The following is a 17,698-nucleotide window of genomic DNA, read 5'->3' as shown; positions in this document are numbered from 1 at the left end:
GGGGAACTCTGTGCGCAGGACCTGGTTACGTCGCGGGCTCACCCGCGGTCTGGCGGCGGTGCTGTTCGTGACACTGGCGCCGGCCGCCGGCGTGCCCGGGGTGGCCGCGGCCGCGGGCGGGGGCCCGTCGGTCGAGCTGCCCGGCACGGCCTCCACGCCGGTGACCGCGGACGCCGTCGGGACCCGGCCCACGGACCAGGCGACCGCGGACGCGTTGCTCGGCAACCAGCCCGCCAAGCCCGCACAGGAGGGCGCGGGGACACCGACGGCCACCTCGCTGGCGCCGTCGGCCACCTGGGAGGTCGCCCCGCACACCGGGGACTTCAGCTGGTCCTACCCGCTTCGGGTGCCGCCGGCGCCGGGCGGGCTGGCGCCCTCTCTCGCGCTGTCGTACCAGTCGTCCACTGTGGACGGCCGGACGAGCGCGACCAACAACCAGCCCTCCTGGGTCGGTGAGGGCTGGGACCTCTCCCCGGGGTTCGTCGAGCGGTCCTACGGCGGCTGCGCCGACGACACCGAGGGCGACGTCAAGCCGCCCGCGGTCGGTGACCTCTGCTGGCGCAGCGACAACGCCACGGCCGCCTACAGCGGTGGCGGCGGGATGCTCATCCGCGACGACGACACCGGCGACTGGCGCACCAGAGGCGATGACGGTTCCCGCGTCGAACGCCTCGACGGCGCCGGGAACTCCGACGACAACGGCGAGTTCTGGAAGATCACCGCGCTGGACGGCACGCAGTACTTCTTCGGTTCGCAGCCGGACGCCAAGTCCACCTGGACCGTCCCGGTGTTCGGCGACGACGCGGGCGAGCCCTGCCACGGCGGATCGTTCGCCACGTCGCAGTGCGCGCAGGCGTGGCGCTGGAACCTGGACAAGATCGTCGACCGCAACGGCAACGTGGTGCGGTACTTCTACGAACCGGAGGCCAACTCCTACGGCCTGAACGGCAAGGACACCGCGGTGTCCTACATCCGCGGCGGCACGCTGGCGCGCGTCGACTACGGCCTGCGGGAGGACTCCGCCGTCGCGCCGAGCGGCCGGGTCGTGTTCGCCACGGCCGACCGCTGCGTCCCCGGCAGCACCTGTTCCCGCGACGACAAGAACAACTGGCCGGACGTGTTCTGGGACGGCGAGTGCGCCACCCCGACCTGCAAGGACCAGCACGCGCCGTCGTTCTACTCGACCAAGCGCCTGTCCACGATCACCACCCAGGTCCTCGGCGGCACCGTGCCCGTCGACGTGGACCGCTGGACACTCGACCAGCAGTACCCCGACCCGGGTGACGGCGAGAAGGCCGTGCTGTGGCTCAAGGCGATCACGCACACCGGACTGGTCGGTGGCCAGAGCACCCTGCCCCCGGTCACCTTCGAGGGCACCAAGTTCGCCAACCGCGTCGACACGATCGAGGACGGCATCTCCCCGCTGGTCCGCTACCGGCTCACCGGTGTCGTCTCCGAGGCCGGCGGGGTGACCTCGGTGACCTACAGCCCGGAATGCGCGGCGGGCGGGCCCCTGCCGGACAAGGAGCATCCGGAGACGAACACGTTGCGCTGCTTCCCGGTGCGCTGGGCGAAGCGCAACTACGAGGAGCGTACGGACTTCTTCCACAAGTACGTGGTCACCGAGGTGACGCAGTCCGACCGGCTCTCCAGCAGCACCCAGCAGTCCACCCGGTACGAGTACCTCGACGGCGCGGCCTGGCACTGGGACACCTCCGAATTCGGCAAGGAGGACAAGAAGACCTGGAACGAGTTCCGCGGCTTCGGCCGGGTCAGGACCCGGTCCGGCTCGCCGAGCGACCCGGCCGGCCCGGTGAGCATGACCGAGCAGCGGTTCTACCGCGGCATGGACGGCGATCGGAAACCCGGCGGCGGTACCCGGGGGGCCAAGGTGAAGGACTCGGAGGGCGTCGAGCGCGACGACAAGGACTGGCTGCGCGGCTTCGGTTTCGAGGCCTCGAGCTTCGAGCGGGCGGTGCCGTCGGACCAGCCCGACCCGCCGAGGCTGACCAAGACGATCACCGACCCGGACTGGAAGGGCCCGACCGCGACCCGCGGTGAGTACCAGGCCTACATCGTCTTCGCCGGCACCCAGCGGCTCTTCACCGCACTCGCCTCCGGCGGCACGCTCACCACGAAAACCGTGACCACGTACGACGACCACGGCCTGCCGCTGAAGTCCGCCGACCTCGGTGACGTGACCAGGACCGACGACGACCAGTGCACCACCACCGAGTACGAGCGCAAGCCGGCCAAGTGGCTGATGAACCTGCCGTCCCGGGTACAGGTCGATGCCGTCGGCTGTGGACAGACCGCGCAGTACCCGCGGGACGCCGTCTCGGACGTCGTCACCACCTACGACGGCAACGGCAACGCGACGTCGGTCAAGACCGCCAAGGAGCGCCCGGCCACCGGCCCCGTTTACGTCACGACCACGAACGAATACGACGTGCACGGCCGCGTGATCGCGGCCACGGATGGCCTGGGCGACAAGACGAAGACCGCCTACACACCCGCCGTGGGCGGCCCGGTCACGCAGGTCGCGTCCACCAGCCCCGGCATCGCCGCCGCACCGGCCGGGCTGGTGACCACCAAGGCACTGCACCCGGCCTGGGGCCTGCCGGCCCTGGTCACCGACCCCAACCTCCGCAAGACCGAGACCACCTACGACCCACTCGGCCGTCAGGCCGGGGTCTGGTTGCCCCAGCGGGCCAGGGCCGGCAACCCGAAGCCCAGCTACGCCTTCACCTACCAGATCCGCAACGACGCGCTGACCGCGGTGACCACGACCAAGATCGGGCCGAAGGGCAACGAGATCAGCGGCGTCGCACTGCTCGACGGGTTGCTGCGGCCACGGCAGGCGCAGGCGCCGGCCCAGGGCGGCGGCCGGTTGCTGACCGACACCCGGTACGACTCGCAGGGCCGGGTCTGGAAGACGACCCAGCCGTACTTCCAGGACGGCCCGGTGGACACGACCCTGTGGATCGCCGCCGACGCCGCGGTGCCCGGCCTGACTCGCACCGAGTACGACGGCATCGGCCGCACCGTGGCGTCGATCTACTACGGCGGAGCCACCGAACGCCGGCGCACCACGAAGAAGTACGGCGGCGACCGGGTCGACACGGTTCCCCCGGCCGGCGGAACCGCCACGACGTCGATCAACGACGCCCGCGGCCGCACGATCGAGCTGCGGCACTACACCACGCCCGCGCCGTCCGCCTCCTACGAGACGACGCGCTACACCTATCACCCGTCCGGGCCGCTGGCCACCCTCACCAGTCCCGCCGGTGCCGTCTGGCGGTACACCTACGACCTGCTCGGCCGTCAGGTCCGCGCCGAAGACCCGGACGTCGGGGCCACGACGAAGACCTACGACGACGCCGACCAGCTCACCACGACCCGGGACGCCCTGGGTGTCACGATCGCGCACGCGTACGACAGCCTCGGCCGGGAGACCGGCACGTTCCTCGACCGGATCGGCGGGACGAAGCTCACCGAGATGACGTACGACACCGTCAAACTGGGCAAGGGCCGGATCGCGTCGGCCACGCGATGGGTCGGCGGCCGGGCCTACCGCAACGATGTGCTCGGCTACCACCCGTCGTACCGGCCCACCGGCACCTCGGTGACCATTCCGGCGGAGGAAGGACTGCTCGCGGGCACCTACAACAGCTACGTGGGTTACAACCCGGACGGCAGTGTGTCCAGCGAGACCTATCCGGCCGTGCGGGACCTGCCTTCCGAGACCGCCACCTACTCCTACAACGACCTCGGCCTGCCGAGCACGAGCACGGGCGAGGCCGGCGGGGCCACCGTCGAGCACGTCAGCGCGACCAGCTACACCCGGTACGGCGAGGTGCAACGGATGCAGCTGGGCTCGGGCACCGGCCACGTCTGGCTGTCGTCCTACTACGACAGCAACACCCGCAGGCTCACCAGGTCCATTGTGGACGCCGAGGTGCCGTCGCCGATGCAGTCCGACGTCCGGTACACCTACAGCCCGGCGGGATCCATCACCTCGGTCGCCGACAAGTCCGCGGCGGCCGACATCCAGTGCTTCCGCCAGGACCAGCTCCAACGACTCACCGAGGCGTGGACGCCCGCCGCGCAGACCTGGTCGGAAACCGCGGGCTGTCAGGGCGAGCCGTCCGTCGCCGGCCTCAGCGGCCCGGCACCGTACTGGCATTCCTACAGCTACGACGCGGCCGGGGACCGGCGTGCGGAGGTCCAGCACACGGCGTCGGGCACCACCACCCGCGACTACACCTACGAGACGCCGGACCACGCCCACGCGCTCAGTTCCGTGGCCACCCGCGGACCGGGCGTCGCCGGGGTCGAGCAGTTCGGCTACGACGCGGTCGGGAACACGAAGAGCCGCAAGACCGCCGGCGCGGAGACGACGATGACGTGGGACGAGGAAGGCCACTTGGCCGCCTCCACCGCCGCCGACGGCAAGCAGACGTCGTTCGGCTACGACGCCGGTGACGGCCGGCTCATCCGGCGCGACCCCGACGCGACCACCCTCTACCTGGGCAACCAGGAGGTGCGGGTGAACCGCAGCGGCGGCAACCCGATCGTGACGCGGTACTACACGTTCGGCGGCAAGACCATCGCGACGCGCGTGGACACGGGCCCGCTGACCTGGCTGGCCGCGGACCACCAGGGCACCGGGCAGATCGCGATCGACTCGGGCCAGAACGTCACCCGCCGCCGTCAGCTGCCGTTCGGCGGCCCGCGCGGTACGTCGTCGGCGTGGCCCGGAGATCGCGGATTCGTCGGTGGCACCACCGATGCGAGCACCGGGCTGACCCATCTCGGCGCCCGCGAGTACGACCCGTCGACCGGCCGTTTCGCCTCGGTCGACCCGGTGCTGGCCATGGCCGACCCGCAGCAGATGAACGGCTACGCCTACGGCGGCAACAGTCCGGTCACCTACAGCGACCCGAGCGGGCTGACCCGGACCATGTGCCCGGACGGCGAGTGCGCCGGTGGCGGCTGGGCCCCCAACACGAGCCCGGCCAGCACCTACAACCCGCCGGTGAGCTGGATCCCGCCGTCGATCGCCGCCCCGGCCAACCCCGGCCTGACCCTGCCCAAGAACAAGCTGTTCATCGGGCCGATCGCCAAGGACAAGGGTCCCCGGCCGACGATCGGCTGCACCCCGGGCAAGGCGTGCGGCGTGATCCCGAGCTGGCAGCTCACACCCGACTCGTGCAAGAGCAAGGGCGGCTTGTTCGACACGTCCGGCATCAGCGCGGCGTGCGGAGCCGACAAGGCCGTGCAGGCCGAGGCCAAGAAGGCGGCGACGCCTCCCGGGCACGGCCCCGACATCAACCTGATCGAGGAGTTCTTCCGTCCCATCCGCGAGGCGTACGAGTGGAAGGAGGAGATGAAGGAGAAGTTCTTCGACCACTTCACGATCGCCGACTGCTTCACCGGAGCCGCCGGCGCGGCCGCGGTCGCCTCGGTCGAGGTGTGCCACGGAATCGACAAGTACGGCGACGGCGTCTCGGCGTCCGGAAAGATCGCCATGTCGCCGTCCGTCGGCGTCAGAGCCACTTACGGCTTGAAGATCGCCGAGGGGACGGTCGAAGATCTCGGCGGCACGGGCTGGGCCGTCAGCATTCCGCTCGGCGCCGGGAGCATAGATTTCGGCGCGGGGGACAGCGGGAAGTGGTGGGGTGGCGTGGGTGTGGGCATCGGCACCATGCCGATGTTCGGGAAGCTGGGCGGGCTGGACGCCAGCGCGGGTCTCGAGTACGCCGACTCGTGGCGGCTCAGCGACAGCCGCAAGCCCAAGTAACACCTCGGCTCGAGCACGACGGGCGGGGACCGGGCCACGTGCCCGGTCCCCGCCGGTCAGTCGAGGCCTTCGATGATGCGGAAGTCGCGCTCGACGCCGTCGGCGAGTGCGGTCAGCGCCTCCTGGTAGGCCGCGCTCGCGCGGGCGGCGACGGCCTGGTCGAAGCTGTCGAACTCGATCAGGATGGTGCGCTGGGCGATTCCGGCTTCGTGGGCGAAGACCCGGCCGTCGCGGGCGAGCACCCGCCCGCCCGCGGCCTTGACGGCTGGGCCGGCCAGTTTGTTGTACGCAGCCAGCTTCTCGGGGTCCGAAATGGTGCGGTAGACGCTGACCCAGTAGCCCTTGGGCATGGAACCTCCAGTGTTGGATGAGTGCATCTGACTTACGGGGTGGTCTCGGACGAGCGCCGGCGGGCGAGGGCGAGGCCGGCCAGCGTCGTGATCATCATGGCGCCGATGCCGACCAGCGCCGCGGTGGTGTAGGCGCTGTCGTCGGGGAAGAGGCGGTCCGTGGCGGTGCCCGCGGCGAGGATCAGGCCGCCGATGGCGCTGCCCAGGGAGTACCCGACGCTGCGGACGACGTAGTTGAAGCTCATGGCGCTCGACGTCTCGCTCTTGGGGGTGACGGCCAGGATGACGCCGGGCATGGCGGCCGAGAAGCTGCCGACGCCGAAGCCCAGCACGCCCATGGCTGCGAGCAGTTCGGCCACGGTGGACCGGGCGGTGGCGAACAGGACGAACCCGCCGCCGACGATGGCGGCGCTGACGGCCAGGAGCAGAGGGCCGTCGATCCGCTTCCGGACCCGCGGCGTGAGCTTGCCGGCGACGAACCCCAGCACGGAGAACGGGATGAGGACCAGCCCCGCCACGAAGGTGGTCAGCCCGAAGCCGTAGCCGGCGCTGTGCGGCGTCTGCGCGTAGCGGGTGATGAGCGTGAGCAGGAGGTACATGCCGCTGCCGCCGACGAACATGGCGATGTTCGCCCCGGCGACCGCCGGGTGCCGTACCGCCCGGACGTCGATCAGGGGCGTCTTGGTTCGCAGTTCGGAGACGGCCCAGACGCCGAGCAGGAGCACAGCGGCGACGGCAAGGGTCACCGCCACGGCGAGGTGCCGGCTCCACAGGCTCCGCTCGCCGGCCAGGAACAGGACGAGGAACAGCCCGCCCGCCAGGACGAGCGCACCGGCCACGTTCACGCGAGCGGAGCGGCCTGCGGGAGCGGCGGGCATGGAGCGCCACGCGGTCACGAAGGCGATGGCGGTGACGAGCAGGCCGAGGCCGTAGGCGGCCCGCAGTCCGCCGAACTCGGCGAGCAGCGCGGCCAGCGGGTAGCCGACGCCGGCGCCGATGATGGAGACCACCGAGATCAGGGCGATCGTGGGCGCGCTGCGCTCCTCGGGAAGGTGGTCGCGGGCCACGCCCATCATCAGCGCCGTGAGACCGAGGCCGGCGCCTTGGGCCGCTCGGCCCACGAGCAGCCAGGCGAACGGCGGCGGCAGCACGGTGAGCGCGCTGCCGGCGACGACGATCGCCAGCGTGGCGAGAATCGTGGCCCGCCGGTGCGGCCCGGCTCCGAGCCGGCCGAGGACGGGTGTGGCGACGGCGCCGCTGAGCAGGGCGATGGTCAGCGTCCACTGCGCGCTGTCGAGGGAGACGTGGAACGTGGTCGCCACGCTGGTGATGAGCGGCGTCCCGAGGCTGGCGACCGCCGCCACGACCAGGGCGATGAACATCAGGGCGGGGACCAGCAGACGTGCCTCGGAACGTATCGTCTCGGCCTCGGTCACCGGTCCGCCCCTTCTCGGGCGTGGCTTTCGAGCTCCGCCAGGTGCCGCAGCGCCGGGAGGGCAGCGGCCAGGGCCTCGACCTCGTCACCGGTGAGTTCGCCGATCAACCGCGCGTACGCGTCGACGCCCGCCTGGCGTCGCGTCCGGACGTACGAGGCGCCGGCCTCGGTCAGGCACACCAGCGTGACCCGCTTGTCGGACGGATCGCCTTTCCGTTCGACCAGCCCGGCTTCCTCCATCACCCGGACCAGGACGGTCATCGCGGGCTGGGTGACGCCCTCGGCCGCCGCCAGATCGGTGATCCGCCGCGGACCGGTCTTGTCCAGGGTGGCCAAGGTGGCGGCGGACGTCAGGCTCATGTCGCGGGGAAGACGTCTCACGGCCCTGGTGGCCAGCCCGTAGAGGGCGGACCCGATGGCATCGGAAGCGCCGCGCGCGGCGTCTCGGCGACTCATGCCCGAAGCATAGCAGCTTTATATTAATCCTTTATGCATCTCCTGATCGGGGTTCGCCGATGCTTAACTCCGGTGGTGCCTGCAGGTCGTGGGCGCGGAACAGGACGGCGTGCTCGACGCCCATGGCCTTGCCGCTCATCGCGGTGAACTTCGGGATGAAGTCCTCCGGGGCCGGGTGGTCCGGGAGTGCGGCCAGGTACGCGGCGTGCGCTTCGAGCGAGGCGATGCCGCGGCGCAGCGGCTCACCCGTGACCTCGACGCCGTGGGTCGCGAAACCGGCCAGCCCGGGAAGGATCAACCAGCGCACCGAGTGCGGTTCGAGATCCTCGTCGTCGACCTGCTCCGGGAAGACCCACCGGTTGCCCGCGTCGCGCACCGCGTCGAGCGTCGCGAGTCCGGCCGCGCGGTGGTCGGCCTGGTCGAAGCCGAAGGGCGTCTCGATCTCGTAGCCGGTGCCGAGGACGACGTCGGGCTTGAACCGGCGGATCTCCCGGCAGATGTCCCGGCGCAGGTCGAGGCCGTAGACGAGCACGCCGTCCGGGTGTTCGAGGATGGTCAGGTGAGTGACGCCGACGGCGGCGCAGGCGGCCTGCTGCTCGGCGACACGCAGGCGTGCGGTCTCTTCGGGAGGGTTCGGCATGCCGGCTTCGCCGCGGGTGAGCAGGAGGTAGCCGACCTCGATGCCGCGCGCGGTCCAGCGAGCGACGGCCGCGGACGCGCCGTACTCCATGTCGTCAGGGTGCGCGACGACGCAGAGCACGCGGTGGAAGGACTCCTCGGGAAGCGCAGGCACTGTCATGGCGCCAACCTTCCACACCTCGGAACCGGCCGCCGGTTCTTTCGGAGGTGCCGATGAACGGCTGCCACGGGCGGCTGGGAGCTCCACCTCGACAACTGGCTCCCCGACGACGCGGCCGCACGCTGGGAAAGGACCTGACCGCTCAGGCGTGCTCCGGGACAGCCGAGCATTGGCAGGCCACCTTCGACCGCTACCTGACGGCGCTGGTCCGCGTCTGCCTCCGAGCGCGAGAGACGCTTCGCGAGAAGGGCGTCACCCGCAGTGACTTCGTGGTGCTGTTCCTCGACGAGGAACAGCACGACACGGTGATCAGGCGCGTCCTGACCGCCGGCGAGGTGCGCCGTCACTTCCCGGCCTGCACGCGCGGTCGGTCGCGCTGGCCGGCGTCGCCGCACTCCCACCCCCCGAACGCGCCGCGTACCTGGCTCCTCTGCTGGGAAACTCCGAGGGCGACGTCCGGTCCGAAGGCGCCGAATCGGCTCTGCGTGACCTCGGTCCCGCAGCCTTCCCGGGCCTGCGATGTCGCTGTCCCGCCTCGGTCGCCTCGACCTCGTTCTCGACCGGGCCGAAAGCCTCCCCTCGGAAGTGGTGGTCAGTGCCGTCGTCGCGCCGCCGCGGGATTGCCACCCCCTGGCGGATTTCATCGAGCGGCGCCCGGCGTACCTGCCTGCGCTGGGCCAGTATTTCGCGCCTGGTAACGGCTTTTGCGATATAGCAGCGCACGAGGTGGGCACCGCGGTGACCGGCTTGAATTCGCCACACCTCATCATCCGCCGGCACGCCGTGGCCGCTCTCGGTCGGCGACGGCTCGGCAAGGACGTCGGCCGACGGGTGTTGCCACTGCTCTGCCGCACGATTCGCCAAGATCCGGATGCCGTCGTACGTCGCCTGGCGATTCTGTCGCTGCTGGCGTGGCGGATCGATTCCCGCCACCTGTAACCAGACATCAGGTCGAATGCGTCGATGTGGCCGGCCCGAAGTCGCTGAGATAGATCCGCCACGTGTCGACGTCGGCGTGCTCGGCGGCGACCGGCGAATGGCCGGGCAGCTCCCGCCAGAGGTAGGGCACCGGGAACGACTGACATCCATCGGCAGAACGCGAGCGGCGGGGCCTTGATCGACTGTCGACGGATTGTCGACGGATTGTCGACGGCCGATGCGACGGTGTTCGAGCCAAGAGGGCTGGGAGAGATTCGGGGAGGCTCGTCCGGGGATTGGGGTGACGCGTCGCGACCCGGATCGGCGTGCGGGGCCGCGGTCGTCGATCGGCCGCGCCACGGGGCCTGCGAGATCCGTCAGTGGCAACCGCTGTGAGCGGTCTTGGCGCTTTTACTGATGAAACAGGGGGCAGTCAATGGGGAGACCATTTCTGCCGGCACCGGCGGAGCTTGCCCGCGATGTGCTGGACGAGCACGGCTACGTAGTTCTGCGGGATGTCGGCGGACAGGATTCCGCGGCCGAAGTGCTGGGGCGAATCGGCGAGCTCATTCCGCAGTACAGCGGTTCGCCCACCCACGAAGTCACCTATCGGGCGGGTAACGACGGGCGCTCGTATTCACAGAGTGCGAACACCATTCTGGCGCACACGGAGGCGCCCGGGTGGGACCCGAGTCCTGCCTACCTGGCGCTGTACTGCCACCGGCAGGCTCGCTGCGGTGGTGGCCACACGGACCTGCTCGATGTGGAGACGCTGCTGCCCATGCTCACCGAGGAGGAAGCGGCCCTGCTGGTCGAGCCCGAACTCGTGTTCCCGGCGGCGGACGGGAGGCGGCTGCGCACCACGATGCTCGGCTCGGCGGCCGGCGGCCGGCGGCTGCTGAGGTTCAGCTTCAACCTGCTGACCGCGGGCGACTACGATCCGCCTCTTGCTGCGGCTCCCGTCGAGGGCGAGCTGCCGCTGGGGCCGGCCGGGCGGGCGCTGGCCCATCGGGTCAGTGACCTTTTCGCGGAATTCCGGACTCGCATTCTCGTTCCGGACGATGGTTTGCTCGTCTGGGACAACCAGCGAATGCTGCACGCGCGGTCGAGTTATCAGGACAAGCGGCGCCATCTGACCCGGTTCTGGGTCTCGGACCGGAGGGTGGCGTGATGGAAGAAAACCTCCTGCACATTCCGGGGCTGCCGTCGTTCGACCCGGAAAACAACGTCGAAAGCGCCGTCATAGGTCGCCTCGCCGGCAATTGGCGGCGCCGGGCGACGGTGAAGCGGGACGAGCCGGACCTCGACGACTTGTTCGACGTCGGCCGCCCGGACTACCCGGAGCACCTCGTCCCCTTCCGCGACCATCCGACCTGGCTGGGGCTTCCCGACCATGTCCGTTCGCGTCTGCTGAGCTGGGCGTGGATCGCCTACAACCGGCACACGGTGCTGGCCGAGCAGCGGGTGGCGAACCCGGCTTTCGCGCTGGTGATGGAGGGTGAGTTCCCGGGCCTCGGTGGTCCGACCATGGAGATCGCGCTCGCTCAGGCGATGGTGGACGAGCAGTACCACACCCTGATGCACATCGGTGCCAGTGCGGTGACCCGGCGAAAGCGGCAAGCCGCGCTGCCCGACGCCTGGCTTCCGGACTCGCACACCGCCGTCGTGCACCAGGCGTTGCGCGATCGAGCCGAAGAACGGTGGCAGCGCAGTCTGACGACACTGGCCTTCGCCACGGTCTCGGAGATCTCGATCAACGCCTACCTGGACCTGCTGGCCGCGGACCCGGACATCCAGGTCGTCAACTCCACGACGGCGACACTGCACAATCGGGACGAGTACTGCCACGCCTCGATTTCCGACGAACTCGGAAAAGTCATCTACGAGGTGCTCGACCCGGATCGCAAGCGGTTCTTCCTGGACATGCTGGTCGCGGGATTGGAGGCGTTCGTGGCTACCGACTACTCCACGTGGGAACGCATCCTAGAGATCGAGCAAGTCCCCGGCCGGCAACGAATGATAGCGGAGACCAGGGCCGACACCTCCCGTGCTCGGCTGGTGCGCGACTACACCGGCCTGCATTCGCTGATGTCCGAAATGGACGTACTCGGCCAGGTCGACTTCGACTGGGGCAAAGCGGAAGTGAACAAGTGATGGCCACTCCGGTCGTCGAGGCCGTGGCGCTGCGCACGGTCTCCGGGCGCCGGCTGCGTGAGCTGGTGCTCGATCGCACCCGTGACGCCGGACTCGCCCACGAGGTCGACGTCGTCTCACAGGTGTTGCCGTTCAAGGTCAGCTCGTACGTCGTCGACCAGCTCATCGACTGGGACCGCGCACCGTCGGACGGGATGTACCGACTGGTCTTCCCGCACCGGGACATGCTCGAGGCGGCGGATTTCGCAGCCGTCGAGTCGGCGATGCGCACGGAGAGCCGGGCGGGTCTGCGGGCCGTGGCCGACAGTGTCCGGGACCGGCTCAACCCGCACCCTGGTGATCAGATCACCCTGAACGTGCCCGGTGAAGACGGTCAGAGCTGGGGGCTCCAGCACAAGTACCGTGAGACGCTGCTGGTCTTTCCGCGCCACGGGCAGACGTGCCACAGCTACTGTGGCTACTGCTTCCGATGGGCCCAGTTCGTCGACCGGCCGGACCTGCGCCAGGCGGTTTCCGGGCCGGAGGTGATGACCGACTACCTGCGCGGGCATCCGGAGATCGTCGACGTGCTGCTGACCGGCGGAGATCCGCTGGTGATGCGCACCGAGCTGATTCGTCAGTACCTGGAGCCGTTGCTGCGGCCGGAACACGACCACGTACAGACGGTTCGCATCGGTACCAAGGCGGTTTCGTTCTGGCCGCACCGTTTGCTGGCCGGCGGGGACGCCGATGAGCTGTTGCGGCTGCTCGAACGGATGGTGCTGGCGGGGAAGCACGTGGCGTTGATGCTGCACCTGTCGCACCCGGCGGAGCTGTCGACCGAGGCGGCGCGCGATGCCCTGCGCAGGTTGTCCGCCACCGGGGCGGTGCTGCGCTCGCAGGCCCCGGTTGTCCGGCACGTCAACGACGACGCGCACACGTGGGCACAGCTGTGGCAAAGCCAGGTCCGCCACGGTGTGGTGCCCTACTACATGTTCGTCGAGCGGGATACCGGCGCGAGACGGTACTTCGGGTTGCCGATCGCCCGCGCCCTCGAAACGTACCAGGGTGCGGTGCGGGCGCTGTCCGGTCTGGGCCGCACCGCCCGCGGCCCGGTGATGTCGACGTCCCCGGGCAAGGTCGCCGTGGACGGGATCACTCAGCTGCACGAAGGACCCGCCTTCGCACTGCGATTCCTTCAGGCACGTGACCCGGACCTGGTCGGCCGTCCCTTTCACGCGGTGTTCGACCCCCGTGCGCAATGGTGGGACGAACTGACCCCCTATGCGACGCAGGACGCCGAGTTCTTCGCCGGTGGCATCCGATGAGGCTGCGGACGCACTTGGTGCGCATGGTGGACAAGGACGTGTGGCGGTGTGCGCGGGAGGAGATTCCGGCGCACCAGGCCGTACTGGTGGAACTGTCCGCCGACGGGTGCTCCGGCTGGGGCGAGGCATCGGTGTTCATGACGGCCGACTACAACTCCACCGCCGAAGTACTTCTTCGACGGATGAAGGATGTGCGGCCGCTGTTGCGCGACGCGGACCCGACGGCGCCGGCGCAGACCTGGGACCGGCTGCGGCCGATCCTGGCGGACTGTCCGTTCGCCCTGGGGGCGTTGGACATCGCCGGGCACGACCTGGCCGCCCGCCTGTCCGGTGCGCCGCTGTACGACCACCTGGGGTTGCCCGACCCGACGGGGAGATCCTCGAGCTACAGCATCGGTCTCGACACCGTCACGGCGATGGTCGACAAGCTCCGTCGCGTTCCGGGGTGGCGGCTGTACAAGGTGAAACTGGCACGGGCCGGCGACATCGACGTGTTGCGAGCACTGCGTGAGCACACCGATGCGCCGTTCTGGGTGGACGGCAATGCGTGCTGGCGGCCCGAGGAGCTGTTCGACGTCCTCGACCTCCTGCCGGAGCTGGGCGTGGTGGCGCTGGAACAACCCTTCGGCACGAACGAGGTCGCTGCCCACCGCCGGTTGCGGGCCGCTGGCGTCCTGCCCGTCTTCGCCGACGAGTCGGTGACCACCCCGGACCAGGTCGCGTCGGCCGTCGGGGTCTTCGACGGCGTGAACATCAAGGTCCTCAAAGCCGGTGGCATCACCCCGGCCCTGGAGATGGTGCGCCTCTGCCGGGAGTCGGGTCTCGGCAGCATGCTCGGCTGCCTGCCCGAGTCCTCGGCGGGCGCCAGTGCGGCCGCGCACCTGGCCGGGCTGACCGACCACGTGGACTTGGACACCATCGCGCTCTTGGCCACCGACACCGGTCATGGCGCGCTGCTGGACGACGCCGGCCGTATCCGCCTGGCATCCGGCCCGGGTACCGGATTTGTCCCGGACTGGGAATCCCCGGCCCACATCGAACCGGCAGGGAGCCTGCTTTGACCACGATCGACGCCCGCCGGTGGCACGATCCGGCCGAGATCACGCAGGTGGCCACCACTGCCCTCGCGGCGCACGGCGTCGCCGAGGCGCGCGAGGTGGCCGAGGTACTCGTCGAGACCTCGTTGCTGGGCGTGCACACCCATGGCGTCCGGCTGCTGGGCTCCTATTTGGACGAACTCCGGCGTTCGGTGGCCACCGCGACACCCGAAATCGTCATCGTCAAGGACACCGGACCGGTGGTGCAGGTCGACGCCGGTGACGCGCTCGGCGTCGTCGCCGCGCTGCACGGCGCCCGGCTCGCGGTGCAGCGGGCCAAGACGCACGGTATCGGGCTGATCGGCGTCCGTCGTTCCAACCACTTCGGCGCGGCCGGCTGCTACGCGCGCCGGATCGCCGCGCACGGCCTGGTCGGATTGGTGACCACTTCGGCGGCGGCGCGGGTCGCGCCGTTCAACGGCGTCGATCCGTTGCTGGGCACCAACCCGGTCGCCCTGGCCTACGGTGACCGGTTCTGCTTGGACATGGCGACCAGTCAGGTGTGCTTCGGCGAGATCAAGGAACGCGGCCGTGCGGACCGGGCGCTGGAACCGGGCTGGGCCGTGGACGTCGACGGCGTCGGCACCCTCGACGCCTCGCGGGCACGCGGACTCGCACCGCTGGGCGGCTACAAAGGCCAAGGGCTGGGGATGGCCGTCACCTTGCTGACCGCGGTGCTGGTCGGGGGTCCCTTGGACTTCGAAATGGCCCACGTCGGCACGGCGCGGCACGGCCGCGGTGTGGCCCACCTGCTCCTGGCGATCGACCCGGAGGTGCTCGGCGGTGCCGAAGCCGCCACGGCGGCGCTGGCCCGGTTGCTGGACGCCACGCAGGGCAGCCGCGCCGCCGATCCGGCGCGGCCCGTGCTCGTTCCCGGCGATCCGCAGCACCGGAACCGGGAGCGCCAGCTGGCGCAGGGCATCGAGCTCGACGCGGCGACCATCGCCTTGCTTGACACACTGGAACGGGACCCGCGATGATCCTCGTCCTGCTCAGCCCGCGTCAGCGCGGTCTTGATCTCACCGATGTCGCCGGCTGCGCCGTTGTGACGGGCGGGCCGGTGCCTTCCGGCGCGGGATCGGTCACGGTGGTCGGCGAGTACACCACCGAGGCCGTGGTCGCGGCCGGACTGGAAGTCGCGCGTCGGAATCCGATCAGCCGGGTGGTGTCCTTCGCCGAGGCCGACGTGCTGGCCGCGGCGCGACTGCGTGACCTGCTCGACCTGCCCGGGCAACGAGGACCGAGTGCGGCGGCGTACCGGGACAAGGCGCTGATGCGCGAGCACCTGGCCGACGCCGGCCTGCCAGGGCCGCACTGGCAGCGCGTGGAGACCGCCGCGGAGGTCCGCGGCTTCGCCTCTCGATTCGCCCTTCCTCTCGTGGTGAAGCCGCGGTCGTCCTCCGGCAGTGTCGGGGTTCGGGTGCTGCACACCGAGTCCGATCTCGCCGGGTTGCCGGCGACACTGCCCGATCATCTGGCCGAGCAGTTCGTACCCGGCGACGTCGTTCACGTGGACGGCCTGGTGGTGGACGGGCGCAGGGTGTTCGCCCTCCCGGCCGCCTACACCGAACTGGGATGTCTGGCGCACTTGCAGGACAGTGGCAGCGGAAGCCATCTGCTGGCCGGCGACCACCCGTGGCGCGCCGCCCTGCGCGAGGAGCTGTGGCAGGTGGTCGACGCCTTGCCGTCGGCCGGAAGTCTCCTTCTGCACGCGGAGTTCTTCGTCGCCGAGGGCCGGCGACCGGTGCTCTGCGAGATCGCCTCGCGGTTGCCCGGCCACCCGATCCCGCCGATGCTCGACCGAGCCCTGAACTGCGATCTGCGCCGCACGTGGCTGCGGGTGGCCGCCGGGCTGCCCGTCGACGTGGACGCGATCAGCCGGGCGGCGCAAGCCGCGTTGCCGGTGGCGAACTACGGGCTGCCACCCCGGCGTGGCCGGCTGGTCGAGCTGCCGTCGGGCCCGCCCGAAGGCACCGAGGACTGGCTGCACGACCTGGATGTGCTCGCCCGCCCGGGGCAGTTCTGGGACGAGGCGGACTACGAGAGCCGCAAGTCCGGGGACTTCGTGCTCAGCTGGACGGTGACGGCGCCGGACGAACGGAAGCTGTGCGACCGCCTTCGGCTGTCGGCCGATCTCTTGCAGGCCAGGACAGTCTGGCGGGCCGAGCGGAGCGAGGCGGCGTGCGACCGGTGAAGTGGATCCTTGCCGAACCATCCGAAGTGGACAGTGAGACGTGGGTCGATCCGTTCGGCCGCACGCCGGTGTGGTCGTCGGCCGGGTTCCGCCGGGTGGCCGGGCAGCTGCCCCTGCACGAGGTGCTGAACCTGGTCGCCATCCGTGCCGGCCGCCCGGTGCTCTCGGCTCCGTTGCTGCGCTCGCCGGAGCCGGGCGGGCTGCGGTTCTACGACGTGCCGGCGATGATCGGTGACGAACGTGCCTTCGGTGATCACGATCGGCTGGCCGCCGATCTCGCCGATCGCTTCCGAGCGCTGGACCTGGAAGCCGCCCGGACGAAGGCCTACCCGAGCGTCGCACTGGGCACGTACGGCGCCCACCACGGGGTGGTGGTGGATCCGGCACTCGGTCCGGACGAGCGGATCGAGGTGTGCCGCGGGTTGCCCGGTGCGGTGGCCGACGCCGCGGCGGAGCTGGGGTGCGCCAGTCACGGCCTGCTGTACCTGACGGACGAGTTCCTCGACCGGCTCCGGCCGGCGCTCTCCCCGCAGCACCAGATCGCGGTGCTGGGCGCGGAAAGCGTGCTGGAGTGCGAAGGAACCGGCTGGGAGGACTACGTCGCCTCGCTGTCGTCCCGGCGACGCGGCCGGGTACTGAAGGAGCGTCGTGACTACCTCGCCGGCCCGGACCGCAGCCACATCGCCACCGGGCCGGACGCCATCGGGTCCGACCTGGTGGACCTGCGGTGCAATCTGCGCACCCGTTACGGCTTGCCCGCCGAGCGAGAGCGCACCGTCCTGGAGTTCGAGGCGCTGGCCCGGTGGTGCGGACCGGAGCTGGTGGTGATCAGGTCGCTGCGGCAGGACGAGCCGGTCGGCTTCGTGATCTGCCTGCGCCGCGACGAGACGCTCTACGCGAGAACGGCGGGCTTCGACTACGACCGGCTCGGGCCGAAGGACTTCTGCTACTTCAACGTCGTCTACTACGACGCTCTGGAATGGGGTCTCCCTCGCGGCGTACGGCGGTTCGAGCTGGGCTTGGCCGGCTATCCGGCCAAGCGCACGCGGGGCTGCCACTTCGAGCGCCGGCACGGCGTGTTCCGGCTGCCGGACGACGAGTCGTTGCGCTCCGCGCTCGCGCTGCAGGACCGGGGCGAGCGGGCGCGGTTGACGCACGAGTGCGGAATTTGAGAGGGAGGCACCG

General features: G+C 70.4%; 14 protein-coding genes. 9 read left to right on the top strand and 5 right to left on the bottom strand.

Translation table 11 applies throughout. The annotated features are described in order from the left end of the window. Window positions 1-10: 10 nt before the first annotated feature. Window positions 11-5,803: an RHS repeat-associated core domain-containing protein gene (locus OG439_RS19710; RefSeq protein WP_326950825.1), complete on the top strand. Its 5,793-nt coding sequence runs from the start codon at window positions 11-13 to the stop codon at window positions 5,801-5,803. A 56-nt stretch (window positions 5,804-5,859) separates the two neighbouring features. Here the strand turns inward: OG439_RS19710 and OG439_RS19705 are convergent, their stop codons facing one another. The 4 genes from OG439_RS19705 to OG439_RS19690 are packed head-to-tail and all read right to left on the bottom strand — an operon-like array spanning window position 5,860 to window position 8,843. Further along, entirely contained in the window at window positions 5,860-6,153 is a 294-nt protein-coding gene (locus tag OG439_RS19705; RefSeq protein WP_326950824.1) for a DUF1330 domain-containing protein, read from the bottom strand. 32 nt (window positions 6,154-6,185) lie between these two features. Further along, window positions 6,186-7,535, bottom strand: coding sequence for an MFS transporter (locus OG439_RS19700; RefSeq protein ID WP_326950823.1), 1,350 nt, complete (start codon window positions 7,533-7,535; stop codon window positions 6,186-6,188). Between the two features lie 50 nt (window positions 7,536-7,585). Further along, complete coding sequence (locus OG439_RS19695; RefSeq protein WP_326950822.1) at window positions 7,586-8,044, bottom strand: MarR family winged helix-turn-helix transcriptional regulator; 459 nt, start codon at window positions 8,042-8,044, stop codon at window positions 7,586-7,588. A 31-nt stretch (window positions 8,045-8,075) separates the two neighbouring features. Beyond that, on the bottom strand, window positions 8,076-8,843 hold the full coding sequence (locus OG439_RS19690; protein ID WP_326950821.1) for a PIG-L deacetylase family protein: 768 nt from the start codon (window positions 8,841-8,843) through the stop codon (window positions 8,076-8,078). Between the two features lie 519 nt (window positions 8,844-9,362). Between OG439_RS19690 and OG439_RS19685 the strand changes: the two genes are divergently transcribed. Continuing rightward, entirely contained in the window at window positions 9,363-9,782 is a 420-nt protein-coding gene (locus OG439_RS19685) for a HEAT repeat domain-containing protein (protein ID WP_326950820.1), read from the top strand. A gap of 7 nt (window positions 9,783-9,789) precedes the next feature. Here OG439_RS19685 and OG439_RS19680 read toward each other — a convergent pair whose 3' ends face one another. After that, entirely contained in the window at window positions 9,790-9,912 is a 123-nt protein-coding gene (locus OG439_RS19680; protein ID WP_326950819.1) for a hypothetical protein, read from the bottom strand. 285 nt (window positions 9,913-10,197) lie between these two features. On the opposite strand from OG439_RS19680, the gene OG439_RS19675 reads away from it, so the two are divergent. The 7 genes from OG439_RS19675 to OG439_RS19645 are packed head-to-tail and all read left to right on the top strand — an operon-like array spanning window position 10,198 to window position 17,685. Further along, entirely contained in the window at window positions 10,198-10,932 is a 735-nt protein-coding gene (locus tag OG439_RS19675; protein ID WP_326950818.1) for a TauD/TfdA family dioxygenase, read from the top strand. Continuing rightward, entirely contained in the window at window positions 10,932-11,915 is a 984-nt protein-coding gene (locus OG439_RS19670) for an AurF N-oxygenase family protein (protein ID WP_326950817.1), read from the top strand. The genes OG439_RS19675 and OG439_RS19670 overlap by 1 nt, the downstream gene beginning before the upstream one ends. Further along, entirely contained in the window at window positions 11,915-13,222 is a 1,308-nt protein-coding gene (locus tag OG439_RS19665) for a KamA family radical SAM protein (RefSeq protein WP_326950816.1), read from the top strand. Before OG439_RS19670 ends, OG439_RS19665 begins: the two co-directional genes overlap by 1 nt. Further along, window positions 13,219-14,283 (top strand): mandelate racemase/muconate lactonizing enzyme family protein, encoded by a 1,065-nt coding sequence (locus OG439_RS19660; RefSeq protein ID WP_326950815.1) that lies wholly within the window; start codon window positions 13,219-13,221, stop codon window positions 14,281-14,283. Before OG439_RS19665 ends, OG439_RS19660 begins: the two co-directional genes overlap by 4 nt. Beyond that, entirely contained in the window at window positions 14,280-15,299 is a 1,020-nt protein-coding gene (locus OG439_RS19655; protein WP_326950814.1) for an Ldh family oxidoreductase, read from the top strand. The genes OG439_RS19660 and OG439_RS19655 overlap by 4 nt, the downstream gene beginning before the upstream one ends. Further along, a complete protein-coding gene (locus OG439_RS19650; protein WP_326950813.1) occupies window positions 15,296-16,513 on the top strand; it encodes an ATP-grasp domain-containing protein in 1,218 nt (405 codons plus the stop codon). The genes OG439_RS19655 and OG439_RS19650 overlap by 4 nt, the downstream gene beginning before the upstream one ends. A 26-nt stretch (window positions 16,514-16,539) precedes the next feature. Further along, window positions 16,540-17,685, top strand: a complete 1,146-nt coding sequence (locus OG439_RS19645; RefSeq protein ID WP_326950812.1) for a GNAT family N-acetyltransferase — start codon at window positions 16,540-16,542, stop codon at window positions 17,683-17,685. Window positions 17,686-17,698 lie beyond the last annotated feature (13 nt).

The sequence above is a fragment of the Amycolatopsis sp. NBC_01307 genome (genome assembly GCF_035975215.1).
Classification (GTDB): domain Bacteria; phylum Actinomycetota; class Actinomycetes; order Mycobacteriales; family Pseudonocardiaceae; genus Amycolatopsis.
Note: the sequence above shows the minus strand (reverse complement) of the source record. Positions and strands in the feature narration are given on the sequence as shown.

Bases quoted from the DNA above. Each gene is read 5' to 3' on its own strand.
- OG439_RS19700 (WP_326950823.1), bottom strand. From the start codon at position 7,535: ATGTTCATCGCCCTGGTCGTGGCGGCGGTCGCCAGCCTCGGGACGCCG.
- OG439_RS19650 (WP_326950813.1), top strand. From the start codon at position 15,296: ATGATCCTCGTCCTGCTCAGCCCGCGTCAGCGCGGTCTTGATCTCACC.
- OG439_RS19705 (WP_326950824.1), bottom strand. From the start codon at position 6,153: ATGCCCAAGGGCTACTGGGTCAGCGTCTACCGCACCATTTCGGACCCC.
- OG439_RS19695 (WP_326950822.1), bottom strand. From the start codon at position 8,044: ATGAGTCGCCGAGACGCCGCGCGCGGCGCTTCCGATGCCATCGGGTCC.
- OG439_RS19660 (WP_326950815.1), top strand. From the start codon at position 13,219: ATGAGGCTGCGGACGCACTTGGTGCGCATGGTGGACAAGGACGTGTGG.
- OG439_RS19670 (WP_326950817.1), top strand. From the start codon at position 10,932: ATGGAAGAAAACCTCCTGCACATTCCGGGGCTGCCGTCGTTCGACCCG.
- OG439_RS19665 (WP_326950816.1), top strand. From the start codon at position 11,915: ATGGCCACTCCGGTCGTCGAGGCCGTGGCGCTGCGCACGGTCTCCGGG.
- OG439_RS19675 (WP_326950818.1), top strand. From the start codon at position 10,198: ATGGGGAGACCATTTCTGCCGGCACCGGCGGAGCTTGCCCGCGATGTG.
- OG439_RS19685 (WP_326950820.1), top strand. From the start codon at position 9,363: ATGTCGCTGTCCCGCCTCGGTCGCCTCGACCTCGTTCTCGACCGGGCC.
- OG439_RS19690 (WP_326950821.1), bottom strand. From the start codon at position 8,843: ATGACAGTGCCTGCGCTTCCCGAGGAGTCCTTCCACCGCGTGCTCTGC.